We start from the raw sequence: 15,929 nt of genomic DNA on the forward strand, positions 1-15,929 counted from the left end.
CCGAACGATGGCGAAGGCACCGAGCCTCGCTCCACGCAAAGCTTGTCATGCTAGGCGGATCGGCGCCGGCGGTGAGGGTTCAGGAGCGGATCTCGGCCTGAAGCCGCAGAGCGCGTGATAGACTGCCGCCCCATGCGGTCACATCTCGCCCTTCTCCGTGCCAGCGTGCTCGTCGCCCTCGGGCTCCCCGCCATCGCGTGCGGCGCGGACAGCGAGGAGACGGGCAAGAGCTGGCCCTGCACGGATTCGATGCCGTTCCCGGGCGATCCCGCGCTGTCCATGTGCTCGGAGGGCACCATCCACCGCACGGCCACCGCCCAGTGCCCAAACAGCCTTCCGCGACCAGAGACGTGCACGCCCACGGGCGGCGGATCGAGTGAATGCAGCGCCGACACCGACTGTACTGCGAAGCCCCACGGCTTATGCGGTGTCAAGCAGCAGGTGGTGGACTGCGTCTGCTTCTACGGCTGCGTGACCGACGCGGACTGCGACGCCGGCTCGGTGTGTGTGTGCGGGCAGCCCGCGGGGTACTGCTTTACGGCCAGCTGCGCGACCGACGCAGACTGTGGGGCTGGCGCGCTCTGCGCGCAGGCGCGGCTCGAGAAGTGTGGGAGCTTCGGTTTCCGCTGCCAGCGCGGCGGAGATCAGTGCGCCCAGGACTCCGACTGCGCACCGGGTCAGCAGTGCGCGGTCAGCGGCGGACTCGCCAAGTGCCAAGAGAACGACTGCCCCGTGCCCGGGCGCCCATTCTTCGTGGATGACGCTGCCCGCGTGGCGGCGGTGGTCGAGCGGGCGGACTGGTGCTCAGACTTCCGGCCGCGCGTGAAAGGGCTCACCGGCGGCGAGCGTGCCGCGCTCGCGGCACACTGGGCGAAGGTTGGGCAAATGGAGCATGCGTCCGTGGCGGCCTTCGCGCGCTTCACGCTCCAGCTCCTCGCCCTCGGTGCGCCCGCCGCGCTGGTGCGTGACAGCCAGGAAGCGATGGCCGACGAGCTCCGGCACGCCCAGACTGCCTTTGGGCTCGCGTCAGCGTACTCGGGCTCGCAGGTGGGCCCCGCAGCGCTCGACGTCTCGGGCGCGCTCGGTGGCGAGGACGTCGCCAGTATCGTCCGGCTCACCTTCCGCGAAGGCTGCGTGGGCGAGAGCGCGGCGGCGCACGAGGCTCGGGTGTCCGCCGAGTCGGCCGCCGATCCCGTCGTGCGTGGCGTGCTCGAAGACATCGGCGCCGACGAAGAGCGACATGCGCTGCTCGCGTGGAAGCTCGTGCGCTGGGCCTTCGACTGCTTCGGCACCGAAGCGCGCGACGCGGTGCGCGCCGAGGTCGCACGGCTCGAAGCCGAAGCCGCCCTCGCCCCTGCGCCGGAAGGCGCGTTCGCAGCGCACGGCGTGTTCGACGAAGCTGCGCGCCTTGCGCTCCGCGCCGAGGCCGTGCGTGCCGTCGTGCTGCCTTGTGCCGAGGCGCTCTTCGCCGAAGCCGGCTCGAGCGGCGAGGGGGCTCACAACCGAGCCGCCTGAACCGCCCGGTGAACTGCGCCAAGAAGTGCATCTGTTTGGCTCGCCCTTCGGGGCGCTTGCGTTCAGCTCCACCGGCATTCCCTGCAGCGAGCCGCCGGCAGGCGCGGCTAGCTAACCCAGCGTGCGTCCGCCGTTCGTGTCGCCCTGTTCGCGCAAAATCTCGAGTCCCTCTAGGGCTAGCCGAACCATGAGCGGACCGAGCGCAACGCCCCAAGGGCCGAACAGCGTGAGCCCACCGAGCATGGCGACGAGCAGCAAGAGACTGGGCATGCTGAGGTTGCCGTAGCGAGACAAGGCCGGTCGCACGAAGTTGTCCGCAGTAGAAACGAAGATCCCGATGGCGACCATCACCACCGCCGCCACTGGCCTGCCTCCCATCGCGAGCCCCGCGCTGACCGGGATCCAGACCAGCCCCGTTCCCCCGGTAGGAATGATCGAGGCTACGGTGGTCAGCGCGCCCAGCACGAACGCCTCCCGGATGCCGAGCGCGACGTAACCGATGGTTGCGGCGCCGCCCTGCAACAACGCGGTCAGTCCCAGACCGACGAACAGACCGCGCCCTGTCTCGCTGAAAGCGTTGCCGAGTCGATGCACGTACGCGCGTGGAATGGGCGCATGTTCCAGCAGCCAGTCGTAAGCGCGCGTGCCGTTGATGAGGAACTCGTAAACGCCCAAGACGAAAACGAAGGTCCCGACTACCAGCGAAGTGGCTGCGCCCGCCAGCTCGCTGAGCGCGTGCCACGCGGTGGCGCCGTGTTGCTGCGCCATGTTGAGCAAGCGGTCGAGGTCGAAGCCGTCGGAGCCTTCGGGGTGAAGCGGACCGCTGCCTGAGGCTGACACCAGGGATTTCAGCGCGGCAGCGCCGTCCTCGGAGGCCATGACTTGCCGCACGAGCTCGACCGCCCTGCCGGTGACGGAAACCGTCAGAGCCAAGAGCGGCAAGAGCGCGATCAGTACGAACGACACGGTCATTACGCCGGCTGCTCGCTGTTTGCCGCCCAACCTCCGACTGAGTCGGATGTGAAGCGGGTGAGCGATGATCGCCACCCAGGCCGCAAGAATCAGCGGGACGCCCAGCGGAATCAAGGTCAGTCCCGCGCCGACACACACCACGAGCACGGCCCAACGAGCCGAAACCCGTTGGGTCCGCTCGAGCAAAGGTCTGCGTCCCCGCGTCACGGTGCGACCTCGGCGGGCCCGGCGACGGTGCGCCTTGCGACGCTCGCGGTGTTGTTCATGGGCGTTTCCCTCCGCGCCTACTTGCAGCGCGGGATCTCGGTCTCGTCCTTCGTCTCAGCCGCGCCTTCGTTGGCCTCCGCCTTCGTGTCCGCCTTGCCGTTCTTCCATTCCTTTTTGGCGCCAGAAGAGCCATCCGTTGCAAAACCACCTACGGCGCGGCCGCCCGCCTTCACACCTTCGACTCCGGTCTTTACCCCGGTCTCGACGGCCTCCCCGGCGGTGCGGGCGGCCATGACGACATCGTCCTTGGGCCCCTTTCGGCAGGGCGCCGCCGCGCCGCAACCGAGGTTGGCGAGCAGCGTAGCGCCGGTGAACATCAACAGCGTCGGACGAGCGAGGATCGCGTGGGCGTGTGTCTTCATCGAGATAGCTCCGTTCTTGCTCGGCTTCCGTCAGTTTGCGGGTTCGATCACGGTGCTGCCGTCGAGGTTGACCGCTGTCTGCGCCAGCAGCCGCCCGTTGACCGATGCACCCGTTCTCAGGGTAATCGAGGTTTGGGTCAGGATGACTCCTTCCCAATGGGTCGTGGTTCCGAGGTCCACGAGCCCCGCGATCTGCCAGAAGACGTTCTGGGGCAGCGCTCCACCCGCCAGCACGAGCTTCGCACCGCTGCTCACCGTGAGATCCTGCGCGACCTGGAAGATCCAGACGTCGGTCGCGCTGCCCGTGAGCGTGACGTCCGTGGGCACGAGAAGGCCCGTGCCCCAGGCGTAGACGCCCGGCGCGAGGGTCATGCCCCCGATGTTCCCTGCGCCCAGCTCGGTCACGCCGGCTGCGCGCCCTGCAGCGTCCACGAACGCGAGCTCCATGTCCCCGACAGCCGTGGTCATGTCGGACGGCGTGGGCGGCGCGAAGTCCGCCGCGTAGACCTTCCCGGTGATCTGCGGGGAGGTCGAGAACACATTGGTGGGATCCGCGGTCAACGCGAACCCCGTGATGAACGTTGCTGCAGCCGGGCTCACTCCCAGGTTTCCGGTGATGGCAGAGGTGGGCACCGTCGAAATCCCGGTCTTCGCGAGGACCACGTAGTTGGAAGCGGTTCCGAGGTTCACGGCGAGGCCTGAGGCCACGCTGCCGCCGGAGCCCGACGCCGCCGTTCCACCCGAGCCCGATGCCGCGGTTCCACCGGAACCCGACGCCGCCGCGCCACCCGAGCCGGACGCCGCCGTTCCGCCAGACCCGCTGGTCTCTCCGTCCCCGCTGTCGCCGCAAGCGACCGCGAACCCAGCGAGGAGCAAGAAGACGAGAGGCGAGCAAAATGATTTCGAGTGTGTAGACATGTTCCTCGGACAGAGAGCACGTTCTGTGCCGCGACGATGAACCCGCGGCACTGTGCGTCATCCGCGCTCCCGTGACGCGCGGAGACTCAGCCTGAAGATCCCGTTCTCTCCGGTCACGCTGGGCGTACGGGACGAATCGTCCTTCGATGGACGCCGGGCACGGGTCTCGGGCGTGAGCGCCGAGCCACAAAACTCCGCCACCCCCCTCGACGAGTGCCGAGAGAGGTGGCGGAGCGCGCAAGTGCGCTGGGCCAAGTGGCCGCGTTCGAGCTACCGCTTCTCGCGCGGCGTCACGACGATTTCGACTCGCCGATTCTGTGCACGGCCGTCGGTGGTCTTGTTGTCGCCGATGGGCCGGTCCTCTCCAAGGCCGGTTGCGGAGAGTTGGTCCTTCGCCACACCCTTGGACTCGAGATACGCACGCACCGATTCGGCGCGCCTGGTCGCGAGCAGGTTGTTGGCCTCGGGGGTACCTTGACTGTCGGTGTGCCCTTCGACCTTGATCGTCACGTCGGGCTGGTCCTTGAGGGCCACCGCGACCGCATCCAACTTACTCATCGAGCCCGGCAAGAGCACCCACTTGGCCGTGGCAAACAGCACGTTGCTCGGCAACGTGATGACGGTGCCGCGCGGCTCCTCTTTGACCGAGAGTGAGGCTGCCAGCGCGAGCTTGTCCATTGCGTCCTTCAGACGCGCTTCTGCGAGGGCACGCGCCTTCTTCTCCTGGGCCAAGGCCTGCTTCTCGCGAACGAGCGCCGAACCCGTTGCGCGTAGCTCGGCACCCGTCAGGGCGAGCTCTTGCCCTTTTCGAGCGACCTCACCCCGGGACTGATCGAGCGCGTTCTCGGTCGCGCTCAACCGCGAGGCATTCACACTCGCGAGCTCGGCGCGGTTTCGCACGGCGGCGGCTTCCCCATCCGCGATGCGTCCACGGGCGTCTGCGAGCTCGGCGCGTCGCTGTGCGACGTACGCCGCGTCGACCGTTTTGTCAGAGGCACCGTCGTCCAGGAAGGTCTGCTCTGCCTCGTCCAGGGACTTCTTGGCGTCCACCAGCTCGGCGGGCGTCAGGGTCTTGGCGGGGCCTGCTTCCGCGGCCGAGTACGCGGCGCGCGCGTCGAGGAGTTGTTTCGGTGTTCCAGCGGTACCGCATGCGCTCGTGCTGAGCGCCATTCCGAGCGCGAGCGCCCCAAGGCGAGCACGCGAACTTGAACCATTCAAACCAATCATTTGACGCCTCCTCGGGCTTTTTCGACTTCGGCACTCACCAGTTGCGCAGCTCGCCAGGTCTTCGCTTCGTTCGTGACCGCGATGGCCAGATCGGCGTCCACCTGAGCGCGCGTCAGCATTCGGTCTGCTGCCTCTCCATCACCACTCTCGCTCAAGGACTTGGCCTTCTTGACCTCGTCTTGCGCGAGCTTCAGATGCAGGCCTGCCTTCGGCTCGTCCCGAGCGCCTACTTCTTCAGCGCCGCGCACGGACCCTTCCGAAGCGGTGAGCTTCGACGGGGACATCACGGTTCCCCCACAGCCGGCGATCGCGCACAGTGTGACCACGGAAAATCCAAGTTTTGTTTGCATGAGTATCGATCTTTCTGAATGCGTTTCTTCAACCAAAAACGGTGATGGCTCGTTCCAATCGAGCGCCCGGAGCTGAGCGGCGTTCGGCTTCGGCTTCACGTTCGGACACCCGAGCGCCGCCCGGAGACCGCGTGGTACGCGACCAGCACCAGAACGGCGCCGACGACGGCCACGAACAGGCTCCAGAAATTGAACCCGGTTACTCCGGCCTCGCCGAAGAAGTGGAACACACCGCCGCCAACGAAGGCGCCGACGACGCCCAAGACCAGGTCGGTCGTGAGCCCCGCGCCGCTGCCGTCCACGATCTTGCTGGCAATGAAGCCAGCGATGAGACCCAGCACCAGCCAGCTGACGATCGACATCAGACGCTCGCGTCCTTCTTGATCTTGGCGCCGGTGTTTTCGACCTTTGCGCCCAGCGAGCGCTGCGCTTCAGCCGTCTTGTCGATGGCTTTGTCGGTCGTGCGCTTCAGCTTGTCGGTAGTTTCGATGGCGAAGTCCTTGGTCTTGCGGGCCACGTCGGAGAGCGCGTGCTCACCCTTGTGGGCGGCTTCTGACGCCGCGTGACCCAGCTTGGAGGCGGTCTCCGTCACCGTGTTTTTCACGTGCTCTGCGGTTTCTGCAACTTTGCTTTTGAGAGTGGTCATGAGCCTGCTTTCGAAGTCCGAGCCGCGTTCGGCCCTTCGTTCACGGACGACCTCTGCAGGGTTCGTGCCGTCAGCAAGTGCCGGGCGTTTGCAGATCTTTCATGGCGCGAATGTCTCAACCCGCGGGCGCCTGGGGCAGATCGCCCCGAATCCGATGGGAGGGCGCGGGCGCGTCGGCGCGCGCGGCAGGAAACCACGTGCGCCGGTGGCGCTGCCATGGCACACCTGGCCTCGTCTAGGGACTGCCCGGGGAGGGGCGTACCAGTTGACCGGTCGAATTCTCGTCATTGATGACGATCAGAACATGTGTGACTTGCTCGAGACTCTGCTGACGAAGCGGGGGTTCGAGGTCACCTCGTTCGTGTCGGCGCACGATGCGCTCGATGCGGTGGCAACCCGCGAATTCGACGCGGTGCTCACGGATCTCGCCATGACGCCGATGACCGGGATTGCGCTGTGCGAGCGCATCTTGGGGACTCGACCCGACCTGCCGGTGATCCTGGTGACCGGTGTGGGAAGCATGGAGCTTGCCATTTCGGCGATGCGCGCGGGCGCCTACGATTTCATCACCAAGCCGGTGGATGCAGAAGTCCTCGGGCTGGGTGTGGCTCGAGCCGTCCAGCACAAACAGCTACTGAAAGAGGTCCGAAGACTTCGAACCGCCGTGGCAGCTTCCGAACACCCGGAATCAATCGTCGGGACGAGCTCGGCAATGAAGCGCGTCTACGACTTGATTGCTCGCGTCGGTGACAGCGCCGCCTCGGTGCTGATTCAAGGCCCGACCGGAACGGGGAAGGAGCTCATTGCGCGCGCCATCCACGCGCAAAGTCCCAGGAGCGCTGGCCCGTTCGTCGCCATCAATTGTGCGGCGGTTCCCCCGACGCTGCTCGAGAGCGAGCTGTTCGGTCACGCGCGCGGCGCGTTCACCGACGCCAAGGCAGAGCGGAAGGGGCTCTTTCTCGAGGCCTCGGGGGGCACGCTCTTCTTGGACGAAATAGGGGAGCTTCCCCTCGAGGTGCAGCCGAAGCTGCTCCGTGCCCTGCAGGAGCGGAAAGTTCGCCCCGTGGGTTCGAACTCCGAGCTGCCGTTCGACGTGCGAATCGTCTCTGCAACCAACAGGAACCTCGAAGACGAGGTGTTCGAAAAACGATTTCGGGAAGATTTCTACTATCGGATCAACGTCGTCAAGATCGAGCTGCCACCGCTCAAAGAGCGAGGTGGAGACATTCTGGCGTTGGCCCAGCATTTCCTGACGATGTTCGCCGGGCAGAGTGGTAAACCCGCCCTGACCCTGTCCGCATCCGTGGCAAAAAAGCTCATGGACTACGACTGGCCCGGCAACGTTCGCGAGCTCGAGAACTGCATCGAGCGCACGGTGGCTTTGGCGGCGTTCGATCAGGTGACGGTGGAAGATCTTCCAGAGAAGATCCGGGCCTACCATCCCGAGCGATTCGTGGTCTCCGCAGACGATCCGACGGAGGTCGTGACGATGGCAGAGCTCGAGAGAAAGTACGTGCTGCGCGTGGTTGCGTTGGTCGGAGGCAATCGCTCCCGCGCGGCCGAGGTTCTCGGCTTCGACCGGCGAACGCTGTATCGCAAGCTGAAACTGTACGCCGGGGCCGAGGACTCCGAGCAGGAAGCCGAACTCTCCGAGACGGGCACGACGAGCACACACGGAAGCTCGGTCAGAACTTGAACGCCCGCCCGCCCGGGGCAGGCCCCGAGGCAGACGCGGACGCCAGACACTCTGACCCCCTCTTGAAGGCCGGAGCGCTGCAGAGCGCGATCTTCAACAGCGCCAACTTCTCGAGCATTGCCACGGACGCGAACGGGGTCATTCAGATCTTCAACGTCGGCGCAGAGCGGATGCTCGGTTACACGGCCGCCGAGGTGATCAACAAGCTCACGCCCGCCGACATCTCCAATCCACAAGAGCTGATCGTGCGCGCCAAGGCGCTCAGCTCCGAGGCGGGGACGAGCATTGCTCCCGGCTTCGAGGCTTTGGTGTTCAAGGCTTCACGTGGCATCGAAGACATCTACGAGCTCACCTACATCCGCAAGGATGGCAGCCGCTTTCCGGCGGTGGTGTCCGTCACGGCGCTGCGCGATGCCCAGGACGCCATCATCGGTTACCTGCTGATCGGCACCGACAACACCGCCCGCAAGCAGGTGGAAGAGGAGCGACAGAAGCTGGATCAGCGGCTACGCGACCAGCATTTCTACACGCGCTCGCTGATCGAATCCAACATCGATGCAATGATGACCACCGACCCCAGGGGCATCATCACCGACGTCAACAAACAAATGGAGGCGCTGACCGGGTGCACACGGGACGAGCTAATCGGCGCGCCGTTCAAGAACTACTTCACCGATCCAGAGCGGGCGGAAGCGGGCATCAACCGCGTGCTCAACGAGGGCAAGGTCACCAACTACGAGCTCACCGCGCGCGCCAGGGATGGGCACCTCACCGTTGTCTCCTACAACGCGACCACCTTCCACGACCGTGACCGAAGGCTGCAAGGTGTGTTCGCCTCGGCGCGCGACGTGACGGAGCTGAAGCGCTTCGAGCAAACACTGAAACAGAAGAACGTCGAGCTCGAAGACGCTAGTCGGGCGAAGTCCGAGTTCCTGGCCAACATGTCACACGAGCTGAGGACACCGTTGAACGCCATCATCGGCTTTTCCGAGGTGCTCCGGGATGGCCTGATGGGCGAGATGACCGATCAACAGCGTGGCTTCATCGGTGACATTTTCAGCAGCGGCAAACATCTGCTCTCCCTGATCAACGACATCCTCGACCTGTCCAAGGTGGAGGCCGGCAAGATGACGCTCGATCTCGAGCCAGTGGAGGTGTCCTCGTTATTCGTGAACAGCCTGTCAATCATCAGAGAGAAGGCCGCGGCCCGCCATGTCAGCTTGGAGTTCGACGCCTCGGACGCGTTAGGCGTCATCTGGGCGGACAAGCGCAAAGTGAAACAGATCGCCTACAACCTGCTCTCCAACGCGGTGAAGTTCACGGGCAACGGCGGTCAGGTGACTCTCCGGACGCGCCGCGTCCCGCGCAGCGAGGTAGGCCAGCTGTCGGGTTCCTGGAGGGGTCGGAGCTCTTCGCTATCCGACAGCGCTTTCGCCGAGTTTCTCGCGGTCAGCGTCAGCGACACCGGCATCGGCATCTCACCCGAGGGCCTCGAGCACCTGTTCAAGCCCTTCAGTCAGATCGACAGCAGCTTGGCGCGAAAATTCGAGGGCACTGGCCTCGGCTTGGCCATGGTCAAGCTCCTCGCCGAATTGCACGGCGGCGCCTTGGCCGTGGAAAGCGCGGTCGGAGAGGGGGCTTGCTTCACGGTATGGCTGCCGCTCCGAACATCGGGGGAGGAGGCGCTGACGACGGCCAAAGCGCCCGCCGTCGTCCGGGACCAAGAGCTCGCGGGAACGCGCACCGCGCTGGTGGTGGAAGACGATTTCAAATCCGCAGAGCTCATCCGCGTTCAACTCGAGGCGGAGGGCTTCCGGGTCCTGTGTGCGCCCTCCGCCGAATCCGCGCTGGAGCTCGCCGCCCAGCAACCGCTGTCACTGATCACTCTGGACATCATGCTGCCCGGGGTCGACGGCTGGGAGTTCCTGAATCGAGTCAGGAGTGTGCCGGGGCTCGCACGCATCCCGGTCGTGATCCTGTCAATCGTGGCCGATCGCAACAGAGGCTTCGCGCTCGGTGCCGCTGCGGTGATGCAGAAGCCAGTGTCTCGGCAGGAGTTGTACGAGTCGCTGGTCGGGCTCGGTCTGCTTCCCTCCGCGCCCGACCGGCCGCTCAAGGTCCTCGTAGTGGACGACGATCCCAAGGCAGTGGAGCTGATGGCGTCTCACGTCTTGGGCTTGCCCAGCGCCGTGCTGCGCGCATATGGCGGCCGCGAGGCCATCGATGCCGCACGGCGGGAGCTGCCCGACCTGATTGTGCTCGACTTGATGATGCCCGACGTGACGGGTTTCGACGTCGTGCTGGCGCTCCGCGAGCATCCCGACACGGATCGCATCCCAATCGTGGTGGTGACCGCCATGGAGATCTCCGCCGAGGACCGCGCCAGGTTGAACGGTTACGTGTCGGCGATCATGGAGAAGGGTGAATTCGACCGTGCACGGTTCACGGCCGAAGTCCGGCGGGCCTTGTCCGGCCGCCACCCACTGGGCTGACATGGCCAAGATCCTGGTCGTCGAAGACAACCCCGCCAACATGAAGTTGGCGATATTCCTGTTGGAGTCGGTGCACCACACCGTGCTCAGCGCGACCAACGCCGAGGCGGGGCTGACACTGGCCCGCGACGCGCGGCCGGACCTGATCTTGATGGATATCCAGCTTCCGGGCATGGACGGCCTGCAAGCCATCGTGCTCTTGAAGGGCGACGCTGCGACGCGCGCCATTCCGGTGGTCGCCCTCACCGCCCTGGCAATGAAGGGCGACGAGGCGCGCATTCGAGCGGCGGGCTATGACGGTTACATCGCCAAGCCGATCCAGTATCGGGACTTCCTGGCGACCGTTGCGGCTCAGCTGGGAGCCGCATGACTCTGCGCATCCTGATCGTGGACGATGACGAAAACAACCGACAGTTATTGCAGATCATGCTCGCGCCGGAGGGCTACCTGCTCTGCACTGCGGCCAGCGGCGAGGAGGCGCTCGCCGACGTGGCGGCAGAGCCGCCGGACCTGATCCTGCTCGACGTCCTCATGCCGGGAATGGACGGGTATCAGGTGGCGACCGAGCTGAAGGCCAACGTCGCTTCCCAGAACATTCCCGTGATCCTGCTCACGGCCATGGACGATCACAGCGCCCGAACGCGCTGGCAGAGCGCTCAGGCCGATGGCTTTCTAAAAAAGCCCGTGGCGCGCGTCGAGCTCTGTCGGCGGGTCAGGGAAGTGCTCGGGCTCCAGCCAGAGTCAGTCCGGGACTAATTGTCCCTTCGTGACAGTGGCGCCGGGTCACGCCGTCCCGCTTGGCGGCGCCAGGGACTGGCTTCTCGTGGATCCCCCACGGTATGCCGCTTGCTTGGTGAGGTGTCGTGAACAGGGCCATGTCTACCGTCCCAAGGCTTGGAAGAGGCGCGCCTCTGAACGTGCTGGTCGTCGATGACGACGACGGTTCGAGGGGGGAGCTCGAGGGGGCGGTCCTCGACCTCGGGCATGTTTGCATGACCGCACGGGAAGGCGCCGAGGCCTGGGAGCTGCACCGAGCTCACGACTTCGACGTGATCGTGAGCGATTGGATGATGCCGTGTATGGACGGTCTCGAGCTGTGTCGCAGGGCGAGGGCAGATTCTAGCGATGGCTACACCTATTTCATCATGATGACCTCGCTCACGGATCGCCCGCACGTCGTCGAGGCGCTGCGCGGAGGCGTGGATGATTACCTGACCAAGCCCCTGGACATCGAGCAGCTGACGGCGAAGCTTCAGTCTGCCTCCCGCATCACTCGGCTCCATCGTGGGCTTTCCCGGAGCAACGCCTCGCTCAAGCGGGCCGGCGATCGCGCCTTCGACGCAGCCCGGACTGACCCGCTGACTCAGGCCGGCAACCGCCTGCGACTGCAAGATGATCTGTAAAGGCTCCGCACGGTCTCCCGCTACGGACATGTTTCGTCCGCGGCGCTCTGCGATGTCGACCACTTCAAGCTCTACAATGACCGTCTCGGGCACCTGGAGGGGGACAGAGTGCTCTCGACGGTGGCTTCGGCGATGCGAGCATCTTTGCGCGCGGGTGATTCCCTGTACAGATACGGTGGCGACGAGTTCCTCGTCATTCTGCCGGAGCAGACGCCGACCGAGGCGGCGGGCGCGATGGAGAGGGTCCGAAAGGCGATCGAGCGACTCGCGCTTGTGCAGGATCCCGCGAGCCCCGCCGGGGTCGTTACGATCAGCGTCGGAGTTGCGGACCTGTCGCACACCAGCGAGCGCGCACAAACCGAGTCACTACGTCGGGCGGACGCCGCGCTGTATCGGGCCAAAGCGGCGGGTAAAAATCGGGTCGAGACTAGCGCGGACGGCGCTTGACGAGTCTGGGCAGCGCCGAGTTTTTTCCGTGAGGTAAGGTCGTTGCGCCGACGCGAGCGCCCGATGACGCGGCGAAACTGGAGTCCACTTTGAGCGAACAGAAATTCGACTACCTCCGCACTCATCTGCTCGGGACGATTGCGCACGAGGTCCGGTCGCCGGCGGGGGTCGCGTGGAGTGCACTCACCGAGCTTCAGGCGAGTCTCAGCGGCGACCCCGAGCAACAACACATGCTGCTCATCGCGCGCCGGAGCCTTGGCCGCCTACTTCGTCTTGCGGACCGCCTCTCGATGGCAGCCGAGCTCGAGCGGGGGCCGCTGGCGCTCCGACGCGGGCCCGTTGCACTGCGAGAGCTCGTGGTTCGAATGGCGGATGAGGCTTGCGAGGTGTTTGGACGGAAGGGTGTGGTGGTCGAGGTCGAGCCGAGCGAGGCGAGCGAAACGAGCGAACCGGCAGGTATCGAGGCCGACGCGCGCTGGCTCGGGGCGACCATCTATGAGCTGATCGGCAACGCGTTACGCCACGCGCTCATGGGTACGCGTTCGTGTGATCGTGAGCGTCACGCGCGCGACGGTTCTAATCGAAGACGACGGACGCGGGTTTCCGGAGGGCTTCGTGCTGGCCGGTCGGGAGCGATTCACGCCGGACGGGGTCGTGGGTGGGGCTGGGCTCTCGCTGTGTTTGGCCAGCGACGTGGCGATAGCGCACGGCGGCGGACTCTTCGGCGGAGCCAGCACGCTACCCCCGCAAAGAGCCGGAGTGAGCGGGGCAGCGGTGAGCGTCGAGCTCCCCGTGCGTGGCTCCGGCATCACGGCCGCCCCATGATGAAGGCGCATTGGCGCGTGACAGGGCGCGGGCAGAACTGGCTGCTTCTGAAGTGCCGCGCGCGGGGTCTTCCTGCTTGGCCAACAGCCGCGAGGCGATGATGCCCGCACCGGAACAAGCAGCTCAGCGACGCAACAAGACGGCCTGGCATGCGCGTCCTCTGCCCGAAGTGGTGGAGGCACTGGGCAGCGACGTCGAGCGAGGGCTGGGCAGGCGTGAGGCTGCCGCGAGTCTCGCGCGGCACGGGGCAAACCGCCTCGCACGACGACCGCCGAAGCCCCAGTGGCGACTGTTCCTCGAGCAGTTCAAGAGCGTGCTGATCCTGGTCTTGCTCGTGGCGGCGGCGCTGGCTTTCGTGGTGGGCGATCTGAAGGACTCGATCGTCATCTTCACGGTCGTCGTACTGAACGCTGCGCTCGGCTACTACCAAGAGCATCGGGCGGAGCTCGCCGTCGCAGCGCTCAAACACATGCTGACGGGAACGGCGAGGGTACGACGCGACGGTCAGCTCGAGTCGATCGACCTAGAGGAGGTCGTGCCTGGAGACATCGTTCTCGCCGAAGCGGGGGATCGGCTACCTGCGGACGGTCGCATCGCGGTGGCCCACGCTGTTGAGATCGACGAATCCGCGCTGACCGGCGAGTCACACCCCGTGGAGAAACAGGCGGACGCCGTGCTGCCCGCGGAGACGGCGCTGGCAGATCGCGTCAACTCCGTGTTCATGAGCACGATCATGACGCGGGGCCGATTGGAGTTCTTGGTCACAGGGACCGGCATGAGCACACAAATGGGCGAGCTCGCTGGAATGCTGGACGAGACGGTCCCGGCACCAACGCCGCTTCAGGTTCAGCTCGACGGCCTCGGGAAGCGCCTCACCGTCATCGCGGTCGTGATCGTCTCGCTGCTGTTGGCGGTTGACCTGCTTCGTGGTCATCCGCTCGAAAAAGAGGTCATGGACGCCATCGCGCTGGCCGTCGCGGCGATTCCGGAGGGACTGCCGGCGGTCGTGACGGTCACGCTGGCGCTCGGGATGCAACGCATGGCGCGCAGCCGAGCCATCGTCAAGAAGCTCGCCGCGGTGGAGACCCTCGGCTGCACGACGGTTATTTGCTCGGACAAGACGGGCACCTTGACCATGAATCAGATGACCGCGCGTGCCGCGTGGTTCCGCGGGGTCCGCTTCGACGTTTCTGGTGAAGGATACGGTCCCGAGGGGAAGGTCAGCGCCGCGGACGGCACGACGGGGATCGATCTCGAGCCGCTCGCACTGCCGGCGGCACTCTGCAACGACGCGCAGATCGATGGGGGTGTGCTCTCCGGCGATCCGACGGAAGGCGCGCTGCTGGCTTTTGCAACGAAGACAGGGCTCGCTCCGGGGGATGCCGCTGGCCGCTTTCCGAGGAGCGCAGAGCTCCCGTTCGACTCGAGGACCAAGTTGATGGCCACCTTCCATGAGGACGGAGAACGAATTCGTCTGTTCGTCAAAGGGGCGCCAGACGTGCTGGCTGCGCGGAGCACCCAGATTTGGCAAGGGGAAGGCGTCGGCCAGCTCGACGAAGCTGGACGCATGAGCATCTCGACGGAGAACGAGCGCCTGGCGGCTCTTTCCATGCGCGTCCTCGCCGTCTCCGAGCGCAGTCTTCCCTCGGCGGACTTCGATCCTGCCGCGAGTCTCGACCGTTACTTGGCGGACCTGACCTTCGTGGGCCTCGTCGGGATCTTGGATCCCCCGCGGGCAGAGGCGCGTGCCGCCATCGAGTTGTGTCGACACGCGGGGATCCGCGTGAAGATGATAACGGGCGACCATCCGGCGACTGCGGTCTCGATCGCGGTCGCGCTCGGGATCGATCCAGCGGTGATGACAGGACCGGAGATCGAGGCAGCCAGCGACGTCGAACTCTCCGAAAAGGTCGAGGCCACCGACGTGTTCGCGCGTGTTTCACCCGAGCACAAGCTGCGCATCGTTCGCGCGCTTCAGGCGCACGGACACGTGGTAGCCATGACGGGTGACGGCGTGAACGACGCGCCGGCCTTGAAACAGGCAGACATCGGCATCGCCATGGGCGACACCGGGACCGAGGTCGCGAAGGAGGCCGCAGCCATGGTGCTCGCGGACGACAACTTCGCAACCATCGTCGCGGCCGTGAAGGAAGGCCGAACCATCTACGACAATATTTTGAAGTTCGTGCGCTTTCAGCTCTCGACCAACGTCGGAGCCATCCTGACGGTCTTTGGTGCGTCGGTATTGAGCCTGCCCACCCCTTTCACGCCGATCCAGATGCTCTGGATCAACATGATCATGGACGGTCCTCCGGCGATGACTCTGGGAGTCGACTCGGCTCGACCGGGTATCATGGACGATCCGCCGCGACGTCGAACCGCGGTCATCCTCACTTGGCGGCGCTTTGGCCACCTATTCTTCCACGGGCTCACGATGGCGGTCGGCACGCTCTTCGCGTTCCAGCGCGGCATGGCCGAATCTGGCGAGAGTCACGGGTTGACCATGGCCTTCACTACCTTCGTGCTGTTCCAGGTGTTCAACGCGTTCAATGCTCGCAACGAGACCCTGTCCGTCTTACGCCGCGCTTCACTCGGAAATTGGCGTCTGTGGACAGCGCTCGTTGTCGTCGTCGCGCTGCAGATCATCGTAGTGTACTGGCCGCCCGCTCAGAGCCTGTTTCGCACTGACGGGCTCGGCGCAATCGACTGGCTCGTGGCTTCCGCGATCGCAGCCGGCATCCTCCTGGTCGAGGAGCTCAGAAAGGTCGTCGCTTCGCGGCTCAGCTCAGCAGCGCCGCGTACGGATTGA

15 protein-coding genes and 1 pseudogene are annotated in these 15,929 nt (G+C 65.5%); 9 read left to right on the top strand and 7 right to left on the bottom strand.

All coding sequences use genetic code 11. The features are described 5' to 3' along the window. Positions 1 to 132: 132 nt before the first annotated feature. Positions 133 to 1,515 carry a ferritin-like domain-containing protein gene (locus tag IPI67_38765; GenBank protein MBK7586115.1) on the top strand — a complete coding sequence of 461 codons (1,383 nt, stop codon included), beginning with the start codon at positions 133 to 135 and terminating at the stop codon, positions 1,513 to 1,515. Between the two features lie 111 nt (positions 1,516 to 1,626). On the opposite strand, the gene IPI67_38770 is transcribed toward IPI67_38765, so the two are convergent. The 7 genes from IPI67_38770 to IPI67_38800 form a co-directional block, all read right to left on the bottom strand. Next, positions 1,627 to 2,694, bottom strand: coding sequence for an AI-2E family transporter (locus IPI67_38770; GenBank protein ID MBK7586116.1), 1,068 nt, complete (start codon positions 2,692 to 2,694; stop codon positions 1,627 to 1,629). A 77-nt stretch (positions 2,695 to 2,771) separates the two neighbouring features. Continuing rightward, on the bottom strand, positions 2,772 to 3,116 hold the full coding sequence (locus IPI67_38775) for a hypothetical protein (protein MBK7586117.1): 345 nt from the start codon (positions 3,114 to 3,116) through the stop codon (positions 2,772 to 2,774). A 30-nt stretch (positions 3,117 to 3,146) separates the two neighbouring features. Continuing rightward, entirely contained in the window at positions 3,147 to 4,034 is an 888-nt protein-coding gene (locus tag IPI67_38780; GenBank protein ID MBK7586118.1) for a DUF3494 domain-containing protein, read from the bottom strand. Between the two features lie 270 nt (positions 4,035 to 4,304). Then, a complete protein-coding gene (locus IPI67_38785) occupies positions 4,305 to 5,204 on the bottom strand; it encodes an OmpA family protein (GenBank protein ID MBK7586119.1) in 900 nt (299 codons plus the stop codon). A gap of 53 nt (positions 5,205 to 5,257) precedes the next feature. After that, entirely contained in the window at positions 5,258 to 5,611 is a 354-nt protein-coding gene (locus IPI67_38790; protein MBK7586120.1) for a DUF4398 domain-containing protein, read from the bottom strand. Between the two features lie 95 nt (positions 5,612 to 5,706). Continuing rightward, positions 5,707 to 5,973, bottom strand: coding sequence for a GlsB/YeaQ/YmgE family stress response membrane protein (locus IPI67_38795; protein ID MBK7586121.1), 267 nt, complete (start codon positions 5,971 to 5,973; stop codon positions 5,707 to 5,709). Next, positions 5,973 to 6,257 carry a hypothetical protein gene (locus IPI67_38800; GenBank protein MBK7586122.1) on the bottom strand — a complete coding sequence of 95 codons (285 nt, stop codon included), beginning with the start codon at positions 6,255 to 6,257 and terminating at the stop codon, positions 5,973 to 5,975. Before IPI67_38800 ends, IPI67_38795 begins: the two co-directional genes overlap by 1 nt. 265 nt (positions 6,258 to 6,522) lie before the next feature. On the opposite strand from IPI67_38800, the gene IPI67_38805 reads away from it, so the two are divergent. The 8 genes and pseudogenes from IPI67_38805 (at position 6,523) to IPI67_38840 (ending at position 15,929) form a co-directional block, all read left to right on the top strand. Next, positions 6,523 to 7,953: a sigma-54-dependent Fis family transcriptional regulator gene (locus IPI67_38805; GenBank protein MBK7586123.1), complete on the top strand. Its 1,431-nt coding sequence runs from the start codon at positions 6,523 to 6,525 to the stop codon at positions 7,951 to 7,953. Continuing rightward, positions 7,950 to 10,445, top strand: coding sequence for a PAS domain S-box protein (locus IPI67_38810; GenBank protein MBK7586124.1), 2,496 nt, complete (start codon positions 7,950 to 7,952; stop codon positions 10,443 to 10,445). The genes IPI67_38805 and IPI67_38810 overlap by 4 nt, the downstream gene beginning before the upstream one ends. Before the next feature lies 1 nt (position 10,446). After that, entirely contained in the window at positions 10,447 to 10,815 is a 369-nt protein-coding gene (locus IPI67_38815) for a response regulator (protein MBK7586125.1), read from the top strand. Continuing rightward, positions 10,812 to 11,201 (top strand): response regulator, encoded by a 390-nt coding sequence (locus IPI67_38820; protein ID MBK7586126.1) that lies wholly within the window; start codon positions 10,812 to 10,814, stop codon positions 11,199 to 11,201. The genes IPI67_38815 and IPI67_38820 overlap by 4 nt, the downstream gene beginning before the upstream one ends. A 161-nt stretch (positions 11,202 to 11,362) precedes the next feature. Further along, entirely contained in the window at positions 11,363 to 11,848 is a 486-nt protein-coding gene (locus IPI67_38825; GenBank protein ID MBK7586127.1) for a response regulator, read from the top strand. Positions 11,849 to 11,860: 12 nt separating this feature from the next. After that, a pseudogene (locus IPI67_38830) lies at positions 11,861 to 12,295 on the top strand (GGDEF domain-containing protein). 552 nt (positions 12,296 to 12,847) lie between these two features. Continuing rightward, complete coding sequence (locus tag IPI67_38835; protein MBK7586128.1) at positions 12,848 to 13,120, top strand: hypothetical protein; 273 nt, start codon at positions 12,848 to 12,850, stop codon at positions 13,118 to 13,120. 100 nt (positions 13,121 to 13,220) lie between these two features. Continuing rightward, positions 13,221 to 15,929, top strand: coding sequence for a cation-translocating P-type ATPase (locus IPI67_38840; GenBank protein MBK7586129.1), 2,709 nt, complete (start codon positions 13,221 to 13,223; stop codon positions 15,927 to 15,929).

It is taken from the genome of Myxococcales bacterium (genome assembly GCA_016706225.1).
Taxonomy (GTDB): Bacteria; Myxococcota_A; Polyangia; order Polyangiales; family Polyangiaceae; genus JADJKB01.